Origin of the sequence: Pseudoduganella sp. R-32 (assembly GCF_049913245.1) — a bacterium.
Taxonomy (GTDB): domain Bacteria; phylum Pseudomonadota; class Gammaproteobacteria; order Burkholderiales; family Burkholderiaceae_D; genus Rugamonas.
Genome location: NZ_CP183987.1, coordinates 1,295,450 through 1,311,456 on the forward strand (window position 1 = coordinate 1,295,450; position 16,007 = coordinate 1,311,456).

Sequence of the window (16,007 nt, forward strand, 5' to 3'; positions counted from 1 at the left end):
TTCATGCCGCACAGACTATTCTTTTGCTCGCCGGTAATTTACCATCACTCATTACGAGTTTGGCTACGTTTAATTTATGACTTATCTACTGCACATCGTCGCGCGCGAAGTTCCCGCCAACGATGCGGAAGTTCTCCCATTCCTGGAACAGATTGCCGGCGCAACCATCAGTATTGCGCCATCCCAGCAGTTGAAGAGTTTTCGCGACGCCATCCTGAAGCTGTTCCCCTGCCTGACCAGCTATGGCGCCGGGGACAAGGCCGTTGAGAACTGCCCCTGGGCGGACGGCCCGCTGGCAGACAATTTCAAAGGCGGTTATGGCAGCGTGGCGATCTCGCGCCGCCATGACGAAGTGATTCCTCACGTGCTGCGTATCGCCAGCGACCTGGGCGTGACGGTGGTGGACGAGCAAAGCGGCGCGGTGCACCGCCCGCAGGCTTACCAGGTTGTGCTGGAAGGGCCGCTGGAGGGCGTGGAAGTCGAAACCGCCGCGACCCAGCTTGCGGAGTTGATGAACCAGCCGCTCCCGCAGATGGTGCTGCTGCTGCATTCGCGCCGCCGCACCCTGGTCAAGAAGGGCCTCACCCGCGCACAGGCCGAAGTCTATGTGACTGCCTTGCGCGAGCGCGCCAACTGCCGTGCCACGATTTCGGCGGAGCCGCGCAAGGCCGCGGTCAAGACCGGTCACAAGGCCCCGGGTAACGTTGCCTCGAGGGCGCCAAGTCCGCCGCCGGCGCGCGTGGCGCAAGTGCCTCAGGCGCCCACCTTCGACCAGCCGGAAATCGTCGGCATCGAGCCTGACGAGCAAATGTTCCAGGCCGCCGAATCCCAGCGCATGGCCGCCGCATCGCTGGTTGGCAGCATGGTCCTGCTTGTGCTGGTCATGGTCCTTCGCATCAAGTCGCCGTTCATGATGTCGTTCGCGCTGGCGATGAGCGCGCTGGGCGCCATTGCGGTGGTCCGGCTTGCCCAGGCGATCGGTTCCGGCCTGCTTCGCACCCTGGTGTTTGCGATGCTGGCATTCGTACCGGGCCCGGGCACCCTGATGGTCGCGTGGACCTATTTCCGCGCGGCGGGTGTCTTGAAAGAGAATGGCCTTACTACCCGCAACTCCTTGCTGGATGCGGACGAGGTGCGTGAGCTGGGCGGCCGTGACGGCATGCTGCCTTCCACCAAATTACTGCTCGCACTGCTGGTTCTCGCAGCAGTTGGGGGCTACGCCTTCATCAACCAGATTCTTTGAGATCGCGGTGGCTGGCCAGCGTTACGCGGCCAGCCGTTCCTGCTTTCGCAGCGCATGAGTTACCAGATTCAACTGGCGTCGGTCGCCACCCCGGAAGCGGACCTGGACGTTTTTCCCTTCATGAACAGGTTGCGGCAAGAAAGCGGCGAGCAGCCGCCATCCCCCTTGTTAAAGCGCTTTCACGACAAGCTGACAGCCCTTTTTCCGGATACACCCTGGTCGGATTGTCATTTCGCCGGCGATGCCGGCCGCTTGACCGTGGACTACCGCAAGCAGGAAGTGGTTCCGCATGTGCTTTACCTTGCCGGCGAATTAGGCCTGACTGTGGTGGACAACCAGTCTGGCGCAGTACATCGTCCTGCGACTTACCAGGTAGTGCTGGAAGGACCCGCGCCGGGCGTGGCATTGGGCGAAGCTGCCAATCGCCTTGCCGCCTTGATGCAAAAGCCGGTAACGGAAATGCTGGCGCTGTTGTCTGGAGGGCGGCGCAAGATCGTCAAGAAAGGGGTGCTGCGGTCGCAGGCTCACTACTATGTGGTTGCGCTGAAGGAGCGCGCCGGCTGCCACGCGACGATGGCGCTTGAGCATGACCGTGTCGTGCATCCAGAACCTCCGCCGCCAAGCCCGCCCCCGGCGCGGCCTGCCGCTGCAGGGAAAGCTGCGGTAGTGTCGGGCGTATCCGTGGCGCCGGTCGACGTCAAATCGGCCATGCCGCCGCGATTGCGCCGCGGGCCGGAACCGGAACCGGAAACCAATTCATTGGCCGGCGCCGACCCGCGCCTTTTCATGCTGGCCGATGGCCTGCGCCTGACGGTGTACGCGACCGTGCTATACCTTGTCACCGGATACTTCTTCCGCGACCTGGCCGGTTGGCCGAAGCTCTTGCTGGCGCTGGGCGTTACCGTCCTGGCAATGGCTGCCGTCTACCGCCTGGCCAAGGGAGCCGGGTCGAATATCGTGATGCGGCTCCTGGCGATGGCCCTGATCATCATCCCGCTCGCCAATATCCTGGTGCTGCTGCTGATGATACGGCGCGGTAAAGTGACCTTGCGTGACAACGAAATCGGGGCCGGCTGGTTTGGCGCCGCCTACGACGACATGGTCCGCCTGCGCGGCGGAGACAGCGGCTTGCTGCCATCGACCATGATCGGCCTGCTCGCCGCGTTGGGCGTGGCTGTCCTGATCGGCTTGGGGAAGCAGGCGGCTGAAAAATATATCGACGCCGCGCTTGGTAGTCATCCGCAGCCTTGCGCTATAGTCGGCATATGGGAGTCCAGCAAACTCGGCCCGAATGGCAGGGTGGTGATGCAGGATGACGGCAATTTTTCTGTCCTGCCGCTGCAAGGCCAGGAGGACAAGGTCAAGCAGGAGCAGGGCGAATGGGCTGTGCGCAACCGCACCTTTGTTTGGCAGGTGCCACTGGCGGACAAGCCTTGGATGAAGGTAGAGCACATCGAGACCTTCAAGCTCAGTCTCGATGGCCAGACCCTAACCATTTTCGAGCCAAGGTCGATGGGCCTGTTTACTGAATGGCGCCGCGCTGGCGCCATGAAATCGCAGCGTTGCGGCTTTAATTGAACAGCTTGCGCAGCTCGGCTCCCGGGTCGGGGGCGCGCATGAAGGCTTCGCCGACCAGGAAGGCGTGCACGTTGCGTTCGCGCATGCGCTGAACGTCGGCTGGCGTCATGATGCCGGATTCGGTGATGACCATGCGTTCTTGCGGAATGCGCGACAGCAGGTCGAGCGTGGTGTCCAGCGTAACGTCGAAGGTGCGCAGGTTGCGGTTGTTGATGCCGATCAGGCGGCTCTTGAGGTTCAGCGCCGCGGCCAGCTCGTCGCCATCGTGCGATTCGATCAGAACGTCCATGCCCAATTCGTGGGCGCAGGCTTCCATTTCCGCCATCAGGCCGTGGTCCAACGCGGACACGATCAGCAGGATGCAATCGGCGCCCATGGCACGCGCTTCATAGATCTGGTACATGTCGACCATGAAGTCCTTGCGCAGGACGGGAATGTCGCAGGCAGCGCGCGCCTGTTTCAGGTATTCGTTCGAGCCCTGGAAGAAATTGACATCGGTCAGTACCGACAGGCAGGCCGCGCCGGCACTGGCGTAGCTGCCGGCGATTTCGGCTGGGCGGAAGTCCGGACGCAGCACGCCTTTCGATGGCGAGGCTTTCTTCACCTCGGCGATCACGCCGGCCTGGCCGGCTTCGATCTTGCTGCGCAGGCCGGCTTCAAAGCCGCGCAGGCCGGCGCGCAGTTCATTGTCGCCTTCGACTTCGTCGCGCAGGGATTGAAGGCTGCGGTGCTTCTTGGCCGCCGCTACTTCGTCGGCCTTCACGGCCAGGATTTTGTTCAGGATGTCGGACATGATGATTCTTTAATGTTGTTCGGCCAGGGCCAGGCGCGCTCCAAGCGCGATGAACAGGCTGCCGGTCGCGCGATTCAGCCACAGTGCCACCTGTGGTTTGACCTTCAGCCGCGCGCTGGCGAAGGCGGTGAAGATGGCAAGGCTGTTACACCACAGCATGCTGTTGAAATTGAAGATGCAGCCCAGGACCAGGAAGGCCAGCGGTTTGTTGGCCGCGCCCGCGTCGATAAACTGCGGCACGAATGCCAGGAAGAACAACGCGACTTTCGGGTTCAGGACATTGGTCAGGAAGCCTTGCGCGAAGATTTTGCGGTAGGGCAGATTCGCCTGCGGCGCAAACCGGTAGGGCGGTGTCTGACCCAATGGGTCAGACACCGGTGTGCCGGTTTTATCGGCCTTAAGCCGCGCCCGCAGCATGCAAATGCCGCACCAGACGATATACGCCGCGCCCACCCATTTGACAACGGTGAAGGCGGTGGCGGAGGTAGCCAGCAGGGCCGACAGGCCAAGCGCTGCCGCGCCGATGTGCAGCATGGTGCCCGCGCCGACCCCCAGCGCCGCAGCGCAACCAGCACGCCAGCCCTGGGTAGCGCTGCGCGCCATGATCAGCAGCGAGTCCGGCCCCGGCATGATGTTCAGCAGCAGACCGGAGATCACAAACAGCGTCAGGTCATGGATGCCGAACATCGCTTAACCCTCCCGGCCGAGTTCCTGCGTGACGCGAACGAACTGTTCCAGCTTGGCCACCGCGGCGCCGGACGACACGGCCGTTCGTGCCCGCGCCAGCCCGTCCTCGATGGACGAGGCTACGCCGGCCGCATACAAGGCGGTGCCAGCATTCAGCGCCACGATATCCGACGCAGGCCCCGGTTCGCCGTGCAGGGCTTCCATCACGCGCGCCTTCGATTCGGTGGCATCCGCCACCTTGAGGTTGCGCGAAGCGATCATCGACAGGCCGAAATCTTCAGGATGGATTTCATACTCGCGGATTTCGCCGTTGACCAGTTCACCCACCATGGTGCCTGCGCCCAGCGACACTTCATCCATATTGTCGCGGCCATAGACGACCACCGCATGCTGCGCGCCCAAACGCTGCAGCACGCGCACCTGGATACCCACCAGGTCCGGGTGGAACACGCCCATCAGGATGTTCGGGGCGCCGGCTGGATTGGTCAGCGGGCCAAGGATATTGAAGATGGAGCGCACGCCCAGTTCGCGGCGCACCGGCGCCACATGCTTCATCGCAGCGTGGTGATTTGGCGCGAACATGAAGCCGATGCCGGTCTGCGCGATCGACTGCGCGATCTGTTCCGGCTTCAGGTTGATGTTCGCGCCCAGCGATTCGATCAGGTCGGCGCTGCCCGAGGAGGACGACACGGAGCGTCCGCCATGCTTGGCCACGCGCGCACCGGCGGCAGCGGCGACAAACATCGAAGCGGAAGAAATATTGAACGTGTGCGCGCCATCGCCGCCGGTGCCGACGATATCCACCAGGTTGGTGGTATCGGCCATCGGGACCTTGGTCGAGAACTCGCGCATGACCTGCGCTGCAGCGGTGATCTCGCCGATGGTTTCCTTCTTGACGCGCAAACCCATGGTCAGGGCAGCCACCATGACTGGCGACATTTCGCCGGACATGATCTGGCGGAACAGGTACAGCATCTCGTCGTGGAAAATCTCACGGTGTTCGATGCAGCGAACCAGTGCTTCTTGATGCGTGATAGGCATGATGCTTCCTTCTCTTATTTGCGATCGAGGAAATTCTTCAGCAAGGCGTGGCCGTGCTCGGACAGGATGGACTCGGGGTGGAACTGCACGCCCTCGATGTCGTATTCCTTGTGACGCACGCCCATGATTTCGCCGTCGTCGGTCCAGGCTGTGACTTCCAGGCAGGAAGGCAGCGAGGATCGCTCGATTGCCAAAGAGTGGTAGCGGATTACTGTGAACGGGCTGGATAAGCCCTGGAACACGCCCACACCCGTATGCGCGATAAGAGAAGTTTTGCCATGCATGACTTGCTTGGCGCGGATAACTTTGCCGCCAAAGGCTTCGCCGATGGCCTGGTGCCCCAGGCAGACGCCCAGGATTGGTTTCTTGCCTGCGAAGTGCTTCAGCACTTCCAGCGAAATGCCCGCCTGCGACGGGTCTTTCGGACCCGGCGAGATGCAGATGCGGTCGGGATTCAATGCTTCGATTTCGTCGATGGTGATTTCGTCGTTGCGGTGCACGCGCACGTCTTCGCCCAACTCGCCGAAATACTGCACGATGTTGTAGGTGAAGGAGTCGTAGTTGTCGATCATCAGCAGCATTTCAGAACTCCCCATCCAGGCCATCTTGCACTTGCTCGGCCGCGCGCAGCACGGCGCGCGCCTTGTTTTCGGTTTCCTGCCATTCCATTTCCGGTATCGAGTCGGCGACGATGCCGGCGGCGGCCTGCACGTACAGCATGCCGTCCTTGATCACGCCGGTGCGGATCGCAATCGCCACGTCCATTTCGCCGCCGAAGGACAGGTAGCCACAGGCGCCGCCGTAGATGCCGCGCTTGCAGATTTCCAGTTCGTCGATGATTTCCATCGCACGCACTTTCGGCGCACCGGTCAGGGTGCCGGCAGGGAAGGTGGCGCGCAGCACGTCCAGGTTGGACATGCCTTTCTTCAGCTTGCCCTCCACGTTGGAAACGATGTGCTGCACGTGCGAGTACTTCTCGATCACCATCTTGTCGGTCAGCTTCACGCTGCCGGTTTCGGAGATGCGGCCCAGGTCATTGCGGGCCAGGTCGATCAGCATCACGTGTTCCGCCACTTCCTTCGGATCGTTCAGCAGCTCTTCGGCCAGCGCCGCATCGCGTTCGGGCGTATTGCCGCGCGGGCGTGTACCGGCGATCGGGCGCAGCGTGACTTTCTTTTCGCCGTCAGCCAGGGTTTCGTTGCGTACCAGGATTTCCGGCGATGCACCAACGATCTGCATGTCGCCGAAATTGTAGAAGTACATGTACGGCGACGGGTTCAGCGAACGCAGCGAGCGGTACAGCGTGAGTGGCGAATCCACATATGGCTTGCGGATGCGCTGGCCGATCTGCACCTGCATCAAGTCGCCCGCCAGGATATATTCGTGTGCCTTGGCGACGGCCTTCAGGTAATCCTCCTTGGCGAAGTCGCGGATGGTCTCGGTGCGTACCGACGGCGTGGTTACCGGCGCATCGACACCGCGCCGCAGCAGGGCGCGCAGGTCTTTGAGGCGCTGGCGCGCCTTGGCGAAGGCTTCCGGCTGCTGCGGATCGGCGTAGACGATCAAGTACAACTTGCCGGACAGGTTGTCGATGACGGCCAGTTCTTCGGTCACCATCAACTGGATTTCCGGCAGGCCCAGGTCGTCCTTCGGCTGCGTCCTGGCCAGGGTCTTTTCAATATGACGCACGGTGTCGTAGCCGAAGTAGCCGGCCAGGCCGCCGCAGAAGCGTGGCATGCCGGGACGCACGGCTACTTTGAAGCGCGCCTGGTATTGCTCAATGAATTCGAGGGGATTGCCTTCGTGGGTCTCGATCACCTCGCCGTTCTTGACGATTTCGGTCAGCTTGCCGGTGCTGCGAAGCAGGGTGTTGGCAGGCAGGCCGATGAAGGAGTAGCGGCCGAAACGCTCGCCGCCCACCACCGACTCCAGCAGGAAGGTGTTCTTGCCGTAATTCTGGGTCTGGGCCAGCTTGAGGTACAGGGTGAGCGGGGTTTCCAGGTCGGCGAAAGCTTCCGCGATCAGAGGGATACGGTTGTAGCCATCCGCGGCCAGGGATTTGAATTCGAGTTCAGTCATGTTTCTCTCCATTCCGCCATGGACGTGGTGGTGGCGGTTCGGTTACAAAAAACCTGCCGGAGCAGTGACACGCACGTGCGCCGACAGCAATCGGGACTAAGTCAGGATTGCCAGCGTCGCCACAGCCAGGCCTCAATCGAGCCCCGGTGGGTTACATTGTGTCTTTTGTTGAGAAACATTTCGGTCAGATAGCGTCGTTTTGCGTGCTAATCAAGGTTGCTGCATGAAGCAGCGTGTCAACTATACCATCGGAATCCGTTTCGTGTATACCCACGCCGTGGTTATATCCATATGGCACAGTCAGCACAGGACAGCCGGCCGCGCGGGCCGCTTCGGCGTCGTTCGAGGAGTCGCCGATCGCCACTACCTGCGCCGGTGGCAAGTCGAAAAATTCGCAGGCCTTCAGCAAGGGTAGAGGGTGCGGTTTCTTCTTTTCGAAGGAATCGCCGCCGAACAGCACTTCGAAGTAGCCGTCCAGGCCCTTCAGCGCAAGCAGCGGCTTGGCGAATGCCACCGGCTTGTTGGTCACGCAGGCCAGACGCAAGCCGTCTGCGCGCATGCGCTCCAGGCCCGCCACCACGTCGGCATATACTTCGCTGTGGCGGCCATTGATGACCAGGTAGTGGCGCTGGTAGGCTTCCATCGCGGCCGGGAAGTGCTGCTCGACGCCGGCCTCGTCGTAGTCCAGCGCGAGCACGCGCCGCACCAGGTTCTCCGACCCTTTGCCGACCATCAGCTCAATCTGCGCGACTGTAATGGGCGCCAGCCCCAGTTCTTCGCGCATCAGGTTGATGGCCACTTCGAAGTCCGGCATCGTGTCGAGCATCGTGCCGTCGAGGTCAATGATGGCGGCCCTTACGCCGCGCAGGACCGCCGCCATTCTTACAGCGAAGCCAGTTGGCCGCGCATCGCGTCGATCACGGCCTTGTAGTCGGGCTGGCCGAAGATCGCGGAACCTGCCACGAAGGTGTCGGCGCCGGCTTCCGCTGCCGCCTTGATGTTGTCGATCTTGATGCCGCCGTCGACTTCCAGCATGATGTCGCGGCCGGATTCGTCGATGCGGCGGCGCGCTTCGGCGATCTTCTTCAGCGCCTGCGGGATGAAGGACTGGCCGCCGAAGCCCGGGTTCACCGACATGATCAGGATCATGTCGATCTTGTCCATCACGTGATCCAGGTAGCTCAGTGGGGTGGCAGGATTGAACACCAGGCCAGCCTTGCAGCCGTTGTCGCGGATCAGCTGCAGCGAACGGTCGATATGGTCGGACGCTTCCGGATGGAAGGTGATGATGTTGGCGCCAGCCTTGGCGAAATCAGGGATGATGCGGTCGACCGGCTTGACCATCAGGTGCACGTCGATCGGCACTTGCACGTGCGGGCGGATCGCCTGGCAGACCAGCGGGCCGACGGTGAGGTTAGGCACGTAGTGGTTGTCCATGACGTCGAAGTGGATGATGTCGGCGCCAGCGGCAACGACGTTGCGAACCTCTTCACCCAGGCGGGCGAAGTCGGCGGACAGGATGCTCGGAGCGATACGGAAAGAGGTCATGGCTGGTCGGCTGAGAAAAAAGATGCGTTATTTTACGCTGCTGTGCGGACGATGTCCGATTGCTTGGACTAGAATTGCCCAATTGTTATGAAGGAAACCCTTATGGCCCAGTATGAGTTTGCGGTCGAGGTACGCACGCAGTACCTGCCGGAACAGTCCAATCCGGACCGCACCAATTTCGTGTTCACTTACACGATCACCATCAAGAACACCGGCACCGTGCCGGCCCAGCTGATCTCCCGTCACTGGGTGATCACCGATGCGAACAACCATATTGAAGAAGTACGCGGCCTGGGCGTCGTCGGCCACCAGCCATTGCTGGCGCCGGGCGAGGTGTTCGAGTACACCAGCGGCACGCAGCTGCGCACGCCGCAGGGCTCCATGTATGGGGAATATTTCTGCGTGGCTGAAGACGGCCACCAGTTTGAAACCAAGATTCCTGAATTCGTGCTGTCCTTGCCGCGAACCCTGCACTAGTTACTTCTCGCCGTCCTTCTTCTTTTTGTTGGACGGCAGCGTCCACCAGACGATGAATACCAGAAGGAAGAGCGCCACCAGCGCTTCAAGCATCAGATAAATCATAGACAACACCTCATGTTTTTGACACGCCGTAGTTTACCCGTTTGCGCCACCGCCGTCGCGTTAGTGCTGGCCGGTTGCGTCACTCCACCACCGCCGCCTGCCAAACCGTCGCAGCCTGCCCCTGTCACGCCGACTGCGCCTGCCACGCCGGCCCAGCCGCCGGTCCAACCCACCGTGCCGGCCGCACCGCCCCCGCCTGCCAAAGCGGAATTCATTCCCGCCCGCTTCTCCGACTTGCCGGGCTGGGATCGTGACGACCTGCGCGCTGCATGGCCGGCCTTCATGCTGTCCTGCTCCAAGCTGGCAAGCGGAGCAGACTGGAAGGAACCCTGCGCGATCGCCAAGACCGTGGACGCCAATAGCCAGGCTGCCATCCGCCTGTTCTTTGAATCCTTCTTCGACCCGCACCAAGTGGTCGCGCCGGATGGCAGCAATACCGGCCTGATTACCGGCTATTACGAACCGCTGCTGCGCGGCGCCCGCAAGAAGGGCGGCCCTTACCAGACACCGTTGTACAAGGTGCCGGACGATATGGTCATCATCGATGTCGGCTCGGTCTATCCCGAACTGGCGGGCAAGCGTGTACGCGGCCGCCTGAAAGGCAAGCGCGTCGTGCCCTATCCGGCGCGAGAAGAAATCAGCCGTACGGGCTTGGCGGGCAACGAGCTGCTGTGGGTGGACGATTCGGTCGAGGCCTTCTTCCTGGAAGTGCAGGGTTCCGGCCGTGTGCAACTGCCTGACGGCGATACCGTGCGCGTTGCCTATGCCGACCAGAATGGCCGGCCGTACCAGTCGATCGGCAAATGGCTGGTGCAGAAGGGTGAGCTGACCGCTGAACAAGCCACTGCGCAAGGCATCAAGGCCTGGATCGACGGCCACCCGACGCGCCAGCAGGAGCTGTTCAATGCCAATCCAAGCTACGTCTTCTTCAAGGAAGAAAAGCTGCCCGACCCGAAGGTCGGCCCGAAAGGGACGCTGAACGTGCCGCTGACGCCGCAGCGTTCCGTGGCGATCGACCGCAGCCAGCTTCCGCTGGGAGCCCCGGTCTACCTGAATACCACGCTGCCTGGCGACGATGAGCTGCCGCTGCAAAGGCTGATGCTGGCGCAGGATACCGGCGGCGCAATCAAGGGCGCCATCCGTCTTGACCTGTTCTTCGGCTTTGGTTCGGAAGCTGCCGATTTCGCCGGCCGCATGAAACAGCGCGGCAGTATCTGGGTGCTGTTGCCCAAGCTCGCCCGCTAACGCTTGCCCTGCGCATCGGGCACATTCAGCGCGCGCATGATCTTGCCGATATCGGCAGCATACATGCGCGCGCTTGCCTGGTAGGGAGAGCGGCAGGGAACGGGCAGCGTAGCGCCGTCCTTCAAACCCAGCACCACTTCATGCCGCGCGGCGCATGCCTGCGAGATGGCCGGCAAGGCCTGCATGCCGCCAAACAGCGGCTTTCTCTCGACCTGCACCACTTCCACATCCTGGCGCAAGGTCGTGCACGAAGGCAGGGTATCGACCAGGATGCTGGTGCTGGTGGGCGTCATGCTGCGCTTGCCCTTGCAGTCTTCGCGCACCAGCTTGGTCAGCGCCCGCAGCATCATCGCGTCGGTCTGGCGCTGCGTCGGCGCCACCGGCTTGGCCAACCCTGTCTGATCGAGCACGCGCGACCATTCGTCGCGCATTGCGCCGGAGCCATCCAGCACTGCCGGGAGCACCATTGCCTTGCAGGCCTGGCTTCCGCATTCCATTGCCTGGGCCAGGTCCGGCTTGGCGCCATTGCGAAGCTGGCGGTAAAAGTCGTCGATGCGCGCGACGGCGTCACCCTTGCCCTGGCGTGCCGCCAAGGCGTAAACAAAGGCCGGCAGGCCACATTCGTACTCCAGGCGCGTGCCGCCGATCTCCGCGGGGGAGATAGCATGCCAGCGGCGGTCGTCGGCGATCAGCATGCAGGCGGCCAGGGCATCATCCAGTTCGTTCGCGGCTTCCTGTGGCGTCAACCAGCCTTCGTGCACGGACACCAGCCAGCGCAGGAATTCGCCGATACCCTCGTTGATCAGGCGCGAATCGTCGTAGATGTCCACGGCGTCGCGGATCTGGAAGCGGTGGCTCATTTCATGCGCCACCAGCTTGTTGGCAAGGCGGGATACCTCCGGCGATGGCTCGGCAGGCCAGTTGAACAGCGCCAGATGGAGCATGTCGCCGGCGCTTCCGCCAATATTCGGTCCGCCCGGCTCCTTCGCCATGGTGGCAGCAATGATCGGGCGCCTGAACCGTGCTCCCGGCATGCGGTTGTTCAGCCACTTCGCAGTGCGGTCGGCCCGCTCGCGCAATTGCGCCACGGTGGCGGGCGGCAGCGCCGGATCGTAGTAGTCGAGGCTCGTGTCTGCCGCCGGCAAGCGGGCCGGGAACAGCAGTGCCGGCGCATCGGCGTGGGCAGTTGCGCTTCCTTCGTGCCGCGCCAAACCTGTCAGTATGCTGCCGGGCGCAGCAAAGCGGTAAATCACCGCTCCACAGGCCTCGGTGACAGCATAGTTCGACATATGCGCGTAGATACCTTCGCCGGTAGGGAAGGAACCGGGATATCCCTCGACCTTGTTGGTCGTGGCAGGGACGCGGAAGGCGAGCGCCTTGCAATTGTTGGCGCCGCGCGCCAGTGCGTCACCGCCAGCTTTGCCGCACTCACCGACAGCTTGCCAGTGCGAGCGTATCTCGGCAGCGCCGGCGCCGGTCTTCAGGAACGGCAGTTGCGTGCAGGCGGCGGGCAGCTCGTAGCTGACTTCCAATGCGTCGGGAGCCGCCAGGCGGACAGTGACGTGTACGTTTTCGGCAGCGGCGCCAGACATCGCCAGTGCCAGCCCTGCCAGTAAGCCGAGGTGCTTCATTCTGACCCTTGATCAAGTTGTGAATTCGATAAATATTACCAAATTCGCAATAAGATCAGGGGGTCAGCGTAGAACGAGCACCGGCAAATGCGTATGTGCGAGAACCTTCTGGGTTTCGCTTCCAAGGAATAGTTTATTCAGGCCCTTGCGGCCATGGGACGCCATCAGGATGATGTCGCAATGCCGCTCTTCCGCGGTCTTGACGATGACCTCGTAGGGGTTGATTGCCTCGCCCAGCACGGCATCGCACTCGATGCCGGCTGCGGTGGCTGCCGCAAGCACCTTATCCAGGCCAGCCTGGACGTTGCTCCGTACTTCGCGGTCAAAGACGCCGGGGTCTGGCAGCACGGCCGCATCGGCCAAGGGTACGAAGGGGAGGGGCTGGACCACGGAGACCGCAGTGATGCGCGCGCCATGGATCTTTGCGAATTCGATCGCAGTCTGGGTGGCCCGTTCCGAAAGTTGCGAGCCGTCGGTGGGCAGCAAAATCGATTTGAACATGGCAGTTCTCCTGACAAATTCTCCAGTCCAGTGTAGGTCTACCCCGGATTCATCGGCGCGCGCTTCGTGCACAACAGCTACAATTGCCCGATAGCTAACCGACTGGAGGAGAATAAATGGAATACCAGGACCTGCTCGTAGAAGTTCACGACAAAGTGGCGCTGATCCGCCTGAACCGTCCCAAGGCCCTCAACGCCCTGAACGACAATATGATGAATGAGCTGGGCGAGGCTTTTGCCAAGTTCGAAAAAGACCCCGCAATCCACGTGATCGTGCTGACCGGCAGCGAAAAGGCCTTTGCCGCCGGCGCGGACATCGCTGCGATGAAGGATTACACCTACCAGGACACCCACCGCGACAACTATATTGGGCGCAACTGGGAGCACATCCTGAAAGTGCGCAAGCCGGTGATCGGCGCCGTGGCCGGTTTCGCGCTGGGTGGCGGTTGCGAACTGGCCATGATGTGCGATTTCCTGGTTGCAGCTGACACCGCCAAGTTCGGCCAGCCTGAAATCAAGGTCGGCGTTACGCCGGGCGCCGGCGGCACCCAGCGCCTGCCGCGCACCATTGGCAAGGCGAAAGCGATGGATATGCTGCTGACCACCCGCATGATCGATGCGGCCGAAGCGGAGCGCATTGGCCTGGTCTCGCGCGTAGTCCCGGCCGACAAGCTGATCGAATCCGTGCTGGAGATCGCCCAGGGCATCGCCCAGATGCCGGTTTCCGTCGCCATGCAAATCAAGGACTGCGTGAACCGCGCCTTTGAGACCACGTTGTCGGAAGGCGTGAATTACGAGCGCCGCCTGTTCCACGCAGGCTTCGGCACGCCGGCCCAGCGCGAAGGCATGTATGCCTTCCTCGAAAAGCGCTTGCCAAACTTCGAGGGGCTTTGATATAGTTCGGTCCCTCGCAACGCAGCGTACTTAACGCAACGAAGCGAGAGAAGAAAAAGAGGGGTTGACGAGTTGCACGCTGTACCGCATAATCTCGCTTCTCTGCTGCTGACAAACACAACGCTTTGTCAACGATAAGGCAGCGATCTTTAAAAATCAACAGTCGATAAGTGTGGGCGTTTGACGATATGCCCGAGCCTTCGGGCTCGATGCTCAAAATATACGTTATAACGCTCGCACAAAATTAAACGTAAATCTCTTTATGAGATTTCGTCAGTATTTTGAGTGAGTGACCTGCCGCAGAAATGCGGCAAAAACAGAGATTGAACTGAAGAGTTTGATCCTGGCTCAGATTGAACGCTGGCGGCATGCTTTACACATGCAAGTCGAACGGCAGCGCGGGCTTCGGCCTGGCGGCGAGTGGCGAACGGGTGAGTAATATATCGGAACGTACCCAAGAGTGGGGGATAACGTAGCGAAAGTTACGCTAATACCGCATACGATCTAAGGATGAAAGCAGGGGACCGCAAGGCCTTGTGCTCCTGGAGCGGCCGATATCTGATTAGCTAGTTGGTGAGGTAAAGGCTCACCAAGGCAACGATCAGTAGCTGGTCTGAGAGGACGACCAGCCACACTGGAACTGAGACACGGTCCAGACTCCTACGGGAGGCAGCAGTGGGGAATTTTGGACAATGGGGGCAACCCTGATCCAGCAATGCCGCGTGAGTGAAGAAGGCCTTCGGGTTGTAAAGCTCTTTTGTCAGGGAAGAAAAGGGTCTGGCTAATATCCAGATCTGCTGACGGTACCTGAAGAATAAGCACCGGCTAACTACGTGCCAGCAGCCGCGGTAATACGTAGGGTGCAAGCGTTAATCGGAATTACTGGGCGTAAAGCGTGCGCAGGCGGTTTCGTAAGTCTGTCGTGAAATCCCCGGGCTTAACCTGGGAATGGCGATGGAGACTGCGAGGCTAGAGTTTGGCAGAGGGGGGTAGAATTCCACGTGTAGCAGTGAAATGCGTAGAGATGTGGAGGAACACCGATGGCGAAGGCAGCCCCCTGGGTCAAAACTGACGCTCATGCACGAAAGCGTGGGGAGCAAACAGGATTAGATACCCTGGTAGTCCACGCCCTAAACGATGTCTACTAGTTGTTGGGTCTTAATTGACTTAGTAACGCAGCTAACGCGTGAAGTAGACCGCCTGGGGAGTACGGTCGCAAGATTAAAACTCAAAGGAATTGACGGGGACCCGCACAAGCGGTGGATGATGTGGATTAATTCGATGCAACGCGAAAAACCTTACCTACCCTTGACATGGCAGGAATCCTGGAGAGATCTGGGAGTGCTCGAAAGAGAACCTGCACACAGGTGCTGCATGGCTGTCGTCAGCTCGTGTCGTGAGATGTTGGGTTAAGTCCCGCAACGAGCGCAACCCTTGTCATTAGTTGCTACGCAAGAGCACTCTAATGAGACTGCCGGTGACAAACCGGAGGAAGGTGGGGATGACGTCAAGTCCTCATGGCCCTTATGGGTAGGGCTTCACACGTCATACAATGGTACATACAGAGGGCCGCCAACCCGCGAGGGGGAGCTAATCCCAGAAAGTGTATCGTAGTCCGGATTGTAGTCTGCAACTCGACTACATGAAGTTGGAATCGCTAGTAATCGCGGATCAGCATGTCGCGGTGAATACGTTCCCGGGTCTTGTACACACCGCCCGTCACACCATGGGAGCGGGTTTTACCAGAAGTAGGTAGCTTAACCGCAAGGAGGGCGCTTACCACGGTAGGATTCGTGACTGGGGTGAAGTCGTAACAAGGTAGCCGTATCGGAAGGTGCGGCTGGATCACCTCCTTTCTAGAGTCGGCATCAGACTCAAACGTTCACACTTATCGACTGTTGTAATACGAAGAACAGCAATGTTGGGGCTGTAGCTCAGCTGGTTAGAGCACCGTGTTGATAACGCGGGGGTCGTTGGTTCGAGCCCAACCAGCCCTACCAAACCAATGGGGGATTAGCTCAGCTGGGAGAGCACCTGCTTTGCAAGCAGGGGGTCGTCGGTTCGATCCCGTCATCCTCCACCAAGTTTTCAAACGTAAGCGTAGCCGCTTAGGTTTGAACGCTTAAATGTTCATCGTTCTTTAACAATCTGGAAGAAGTAAAAGTTTTATTAAGCGATATCGAAAG

General features: G+C 60.7%; 14 protein-coding genes, 2 tRNA genes and 1 rRNA gene. 8 read left to right on the plus strand and 9 right to left on the minus strand.

Features of this window, described 5'->3' with window-relative positions; all coding sequences use genetic code 11:
- Positions 1 to 76: 76 nt before the first annotated feature.
- Together ACN9MU_RS06050 and ACN9MU_RS06055 are read left to right on the plus strand one after the other, a co-directional pair.
- Positions 77 to 1,243 carry a hypothetical protein gene (locus ACN9MU_RS06050; protein WP_426344300.1) on the plus strand — a complete coding sequence of 389 codons (1,167 nt, stop codon included), beginning with the start codon at positions 77 to 79 and terminating at the stop codon, positions 1,241 to 1,243.
- A 54-nt stretch (positions 1,244 to 1,297) separates the two neighbouring features.
- The gene (locus ACN9MU_RS06055) at positions 1,298 to 2,821 is read left to right on the plus strand and encodes a hypothetical protein (protein WP_426344301.1); all 1,524 of its coding nucleotides are present in this window, start codon (positions 1,298 to 1,300) and stop codon (positions 2,819 to 2,821) included.
- Here ACN9MU_RS06055 and trpC read toward each other — a convergent pair.
- The 7 genes from trpC to rpe form a co-directional block, all read right to left on the minus strand.
- The gene (gene trpC / locus ACN9MU_RS06060; RefSeq protein WP_426341273.1) at positions 2,814 to 3,614 is read right to left on the minus strand and encodes an indole-3-glycerol phosphate synthase TrpC; all 801 of its coding nucleotides are present in this window, start codon (positions 3,612 to 3,614) and stop codon (positions 2,814 to 2,816) included. The two genes, ACN9MU_RS06055 and trpC, sit on opposite strands and share 8 nt — an antisense overlap.
- 9 nt (positions 3,615 to 3,623) lie before the next feature.
- Entirely contained in the window at positions 3,624 to 4,301 is a 678-nt protein-coding gene (locus tag ACN9MU_RS06065; RefSeq protein ID WP_426344302.1) for a LysE family translocator, read from the minus strand.
- A gap of 3 nt (positions 4,302 to 4,304) precedes the next feature.
- Complete coding sequence (gene trpD / locus ACN9MU_RS06070; RefSeq protein ID WP_426168438.1) at positions 4,305 to 5,342, minus strand: anthranilate phosphoribosyltransferase; 1,038 nt, start codon at positions 5,340 to 5,342, stop codon at positions 4,305 to 4,307.
- A gap of 14 nt (positions 5,343 to 5,356) precedes the next feature.
- A complete protein-coding gene (locus ACN9MU_RS06075; protein WP_426341276.1) occupies positions 5,357 to 5,923 on the minus strand; it encodes an anthranilate synthase component II in 567 nt (188 codons plus the stop codon).
- A gap of 1 nt (position 5,924) precedes the next feature.
- Positions 5,925 to 7,421, minus strand: a complete 1,497-nt coding sequence (gene trpE, locus ACN9MU_RS06080) for an anthranilate synthase component I (protein ID WP_426341277.1) — start codon at positions 7,419 to 7,421, stop codon at positions 5,925 to 5,927.
- Between the two features lie 184 nt (positions 7,422 to 7,605).
- Positions 7,606 to 8,301 carry a phosphoglycolate phosphatase gene (locus ACN9MU_RS06085; protein WP_426344303.1) on the minus strand — a complete coding sequence of 232 codons (696 nt, stop codon included), beginning with the start codon at positions 8,299 to 8,301 and terminating at the stop codon, positions 7,606 to 7,608.
- A gap of 2 nt (positions 8,302 to 8,303) precedes the next feature.
- Entirely contained in the window at positions 8,304 to 8,969 is a 666-nt protein-coding gene (gene rpe, locus ACN9MU_RS06090; RefSeq protein ID WP_426341279.1) for a ribulose-phosphate 3-epimerase, read from the minus strand.
- 102 nt (positions 8,970 to 9,071) lie between these two features.
- On the opposite strand from rpe, the gene apaG reads away from it, so the two are divergent.
- Both apaG and mltA read left to right on the plus strand, forming a co-directional pair.
- Positions 9,072 to 9,446: a Co2+/Mg2+ efflux protein ApaG gene (apaG, locus tag ACN9MU_RS06095; protein ID WP_342115459.1), complete on the plus strand. Its 375-nt coding sequence runs from the start codon at positions 9,072 to 9,074 to the stop codon at positions 9,444 to 9,446.
- A 117-nt stretch (positions 9,447 to 9,563) separates the two neighbouring features.
- Complete coding sequence (gene mltA, locus ACN9MU_RS06100; RefSeq protein ID WP_426344304.1) at positions 9,564 to 10,796, plus strand: murein transglycosylase A; 1,233 nt, start codon at positions 9,564 to 9,566, stop codon at positions 10,794 to 10,796.
- On the opposite strand, the gene ACN9MU_RS06105 is transcribed toward mltA, so the two are convergent.
- Positions 10,793 to 12,427: a hypothetical protein gene (locus tag ACN9MU_RS06105; RefSeq protein ID WP_426168451.1), complete on the minus strand. Its 1,635-nt coding sequence runs from the start codon at positions 12,425 to 12,427 to the stop codon at positions 10,793 to 10,795. The two genes, mltA and ACN9MU_RS06105, sit on opposite strands and share 4 nt — an antisense overlap.
- Before the next feature lie 63 nt (positions 12,428 to 12,490).
- On the minus strand, positions 12,491 to 12,928 hold the full coding sequence (locus tag ACN9MU_RS06110) for a universal stress protein (RefSeq protein WP_426321139.1): 438 nt from the start codon (positions 12,926 to 12,928) through the stop codon (positions 12,491 to 12,493).
- A 116-nt stretch (positions 12,929 to 13,044) separates the two neighbouring features.
- Between ACN9MU_RS06110 and ACN9MU_RS06115 the strand changes: the two genes are divergently transcribed.
- From ACN9MU_RS06115 to ACN9MU_RS06130, 4 genes are all read left to right on the plus strand, one after another.
- Complete coding sequence (locus tag ACN9MU_RS06115) at positions 13,045 to 13,821, plus strand: enoyl-CoA hydratase (protein WP_426168456.1); 777 nt, start codon at positions 13,045 to 13,047, stop codon at positions 13,819 to 13,821.
- Between the two features lie 325 nt (positions 13,822 to 14,146).
- Positions 14,147 to 15,677, plus strand: a 16S ribosomal RNA gene (locus ACN9MU_RS06120).
- A gap of 67 nt (positions 15,678 to 15,744) precedes the next feature.
- A tRNA-Ile gene (locus tag ACN9MU_RS06125) sits at positions 15,745 to 15,821 on the plus strand.
- Between the two features lie 7 nt (positions 15,822 to 15,828).
- Positions 15,829 to 15,904, plus strand: a tRNA-Ala gene (locus tag ACN9MU_RS06130).
- The last annotated feature ends 103 nt before the right edge of the window (positions 15,905 to 16,007 follow it).

Excerpts from the sequence above, each read along its gene's own strand:
- ACN9MU_RS06065 (WP_426344302.1), bottom strand. The coding sequence starts at position 4,301 with ATGTTCGGCATCCATGACCTGACGCTGTTTGTGATCTCCGGTCTGCTG.
- trpE (WP_426341277.1), bottom strand. The coding sequence starts at position 7,421 with ATGACTGAACTCGAATTCAAATCCCTGGCCGCGGATGGCTACAACCGT.
- trpD (WP_426168438.1), bottom strand. The coding sequence starts at position 5,342 with ATGCCTATCACGCATCAAGAAGCACTGGTTCGCTGCATCGAACACCGT.
- apaG (WP_342115459.1), top strand. The coding sequence starts at position 9,072 with ATGGCCCAGTATGAGTTTGCGGTCGAGGTACGCACGCAGTACCTGCCG.
- rpe (WP_426341279.1), bottom strand. The coding sequence starts at position 8,969 with ATGACCTCTTTCCGTATCGCTCCGAGCATCCTGTCCGCCGACTTCGCC.
- ACN9MU_RS06085 (WP_426344303.1), bottom strand. The coding sequence starts at position 8,301 with ATGGCGGCGGTCCTGCGCGGCGTAAGGGCCGCCATCATTGACCTCGAC.
- ACN9MU_RS06055 (WP_426344301.1), top strand. The coding sequence starts at position 1,298 with ATGAGTTACCAGATTCAACTGGCGTCGGTCGCCACCCCGGAAGCGGAC.
- ACN9MU_RS06115 (WP_426168456.1), top strand. The coding sequence starts at position 13,045 with ATGGAATACCAGGACCTGCTCGTAGAAGTTCACGACAAAGTGGCGCTG.
- ACN9MU_RS06075 (WP_426341276.1), bottom strand. The coding sequence starts at position 5,923 with ATGCTGCTGATGATCGACAACTACGACTCCTTCACCTACAACATCGTG.
- trpC (WP_426341273.1), bottom strand. The coding sequence starts at position 3,614 with ATGTCCGACATCCTGAACAAAATCCTGGCCGTGAAGGCCGACGAAGTA.
- mltA (WP_426344304.1), top strand. The coding sequence starts at position 9,564 with ATGTTTTTGACACGCCGTAGTTTACCCGTTTGCGCCACCGCCGTCGCG.
- ACN9MU_RS06110 (WP_426321139.1), bottom strand. The coding sequence starts at position 12,928 with ATGTTCAAATCGATTTTGCTGCCCACCGACGGCTCGCAACTTTCGGAA.
- ACN9MU_RS06050 (WP_426344300.1), top strand. The coding sequence starts at position 77 with ATGACTTATCTACTGCACATCGTCGCGCGCGAAGTTCCCGCCAACGAT.
- ACN9MU_RS06105 (WP_426168451.1), bottom strand. The coding sequence starts at position 12,427 with ATGAAGCACCTCGGCTTACTGGCAGGGCTGGCACTGGCGATGTCTGGC.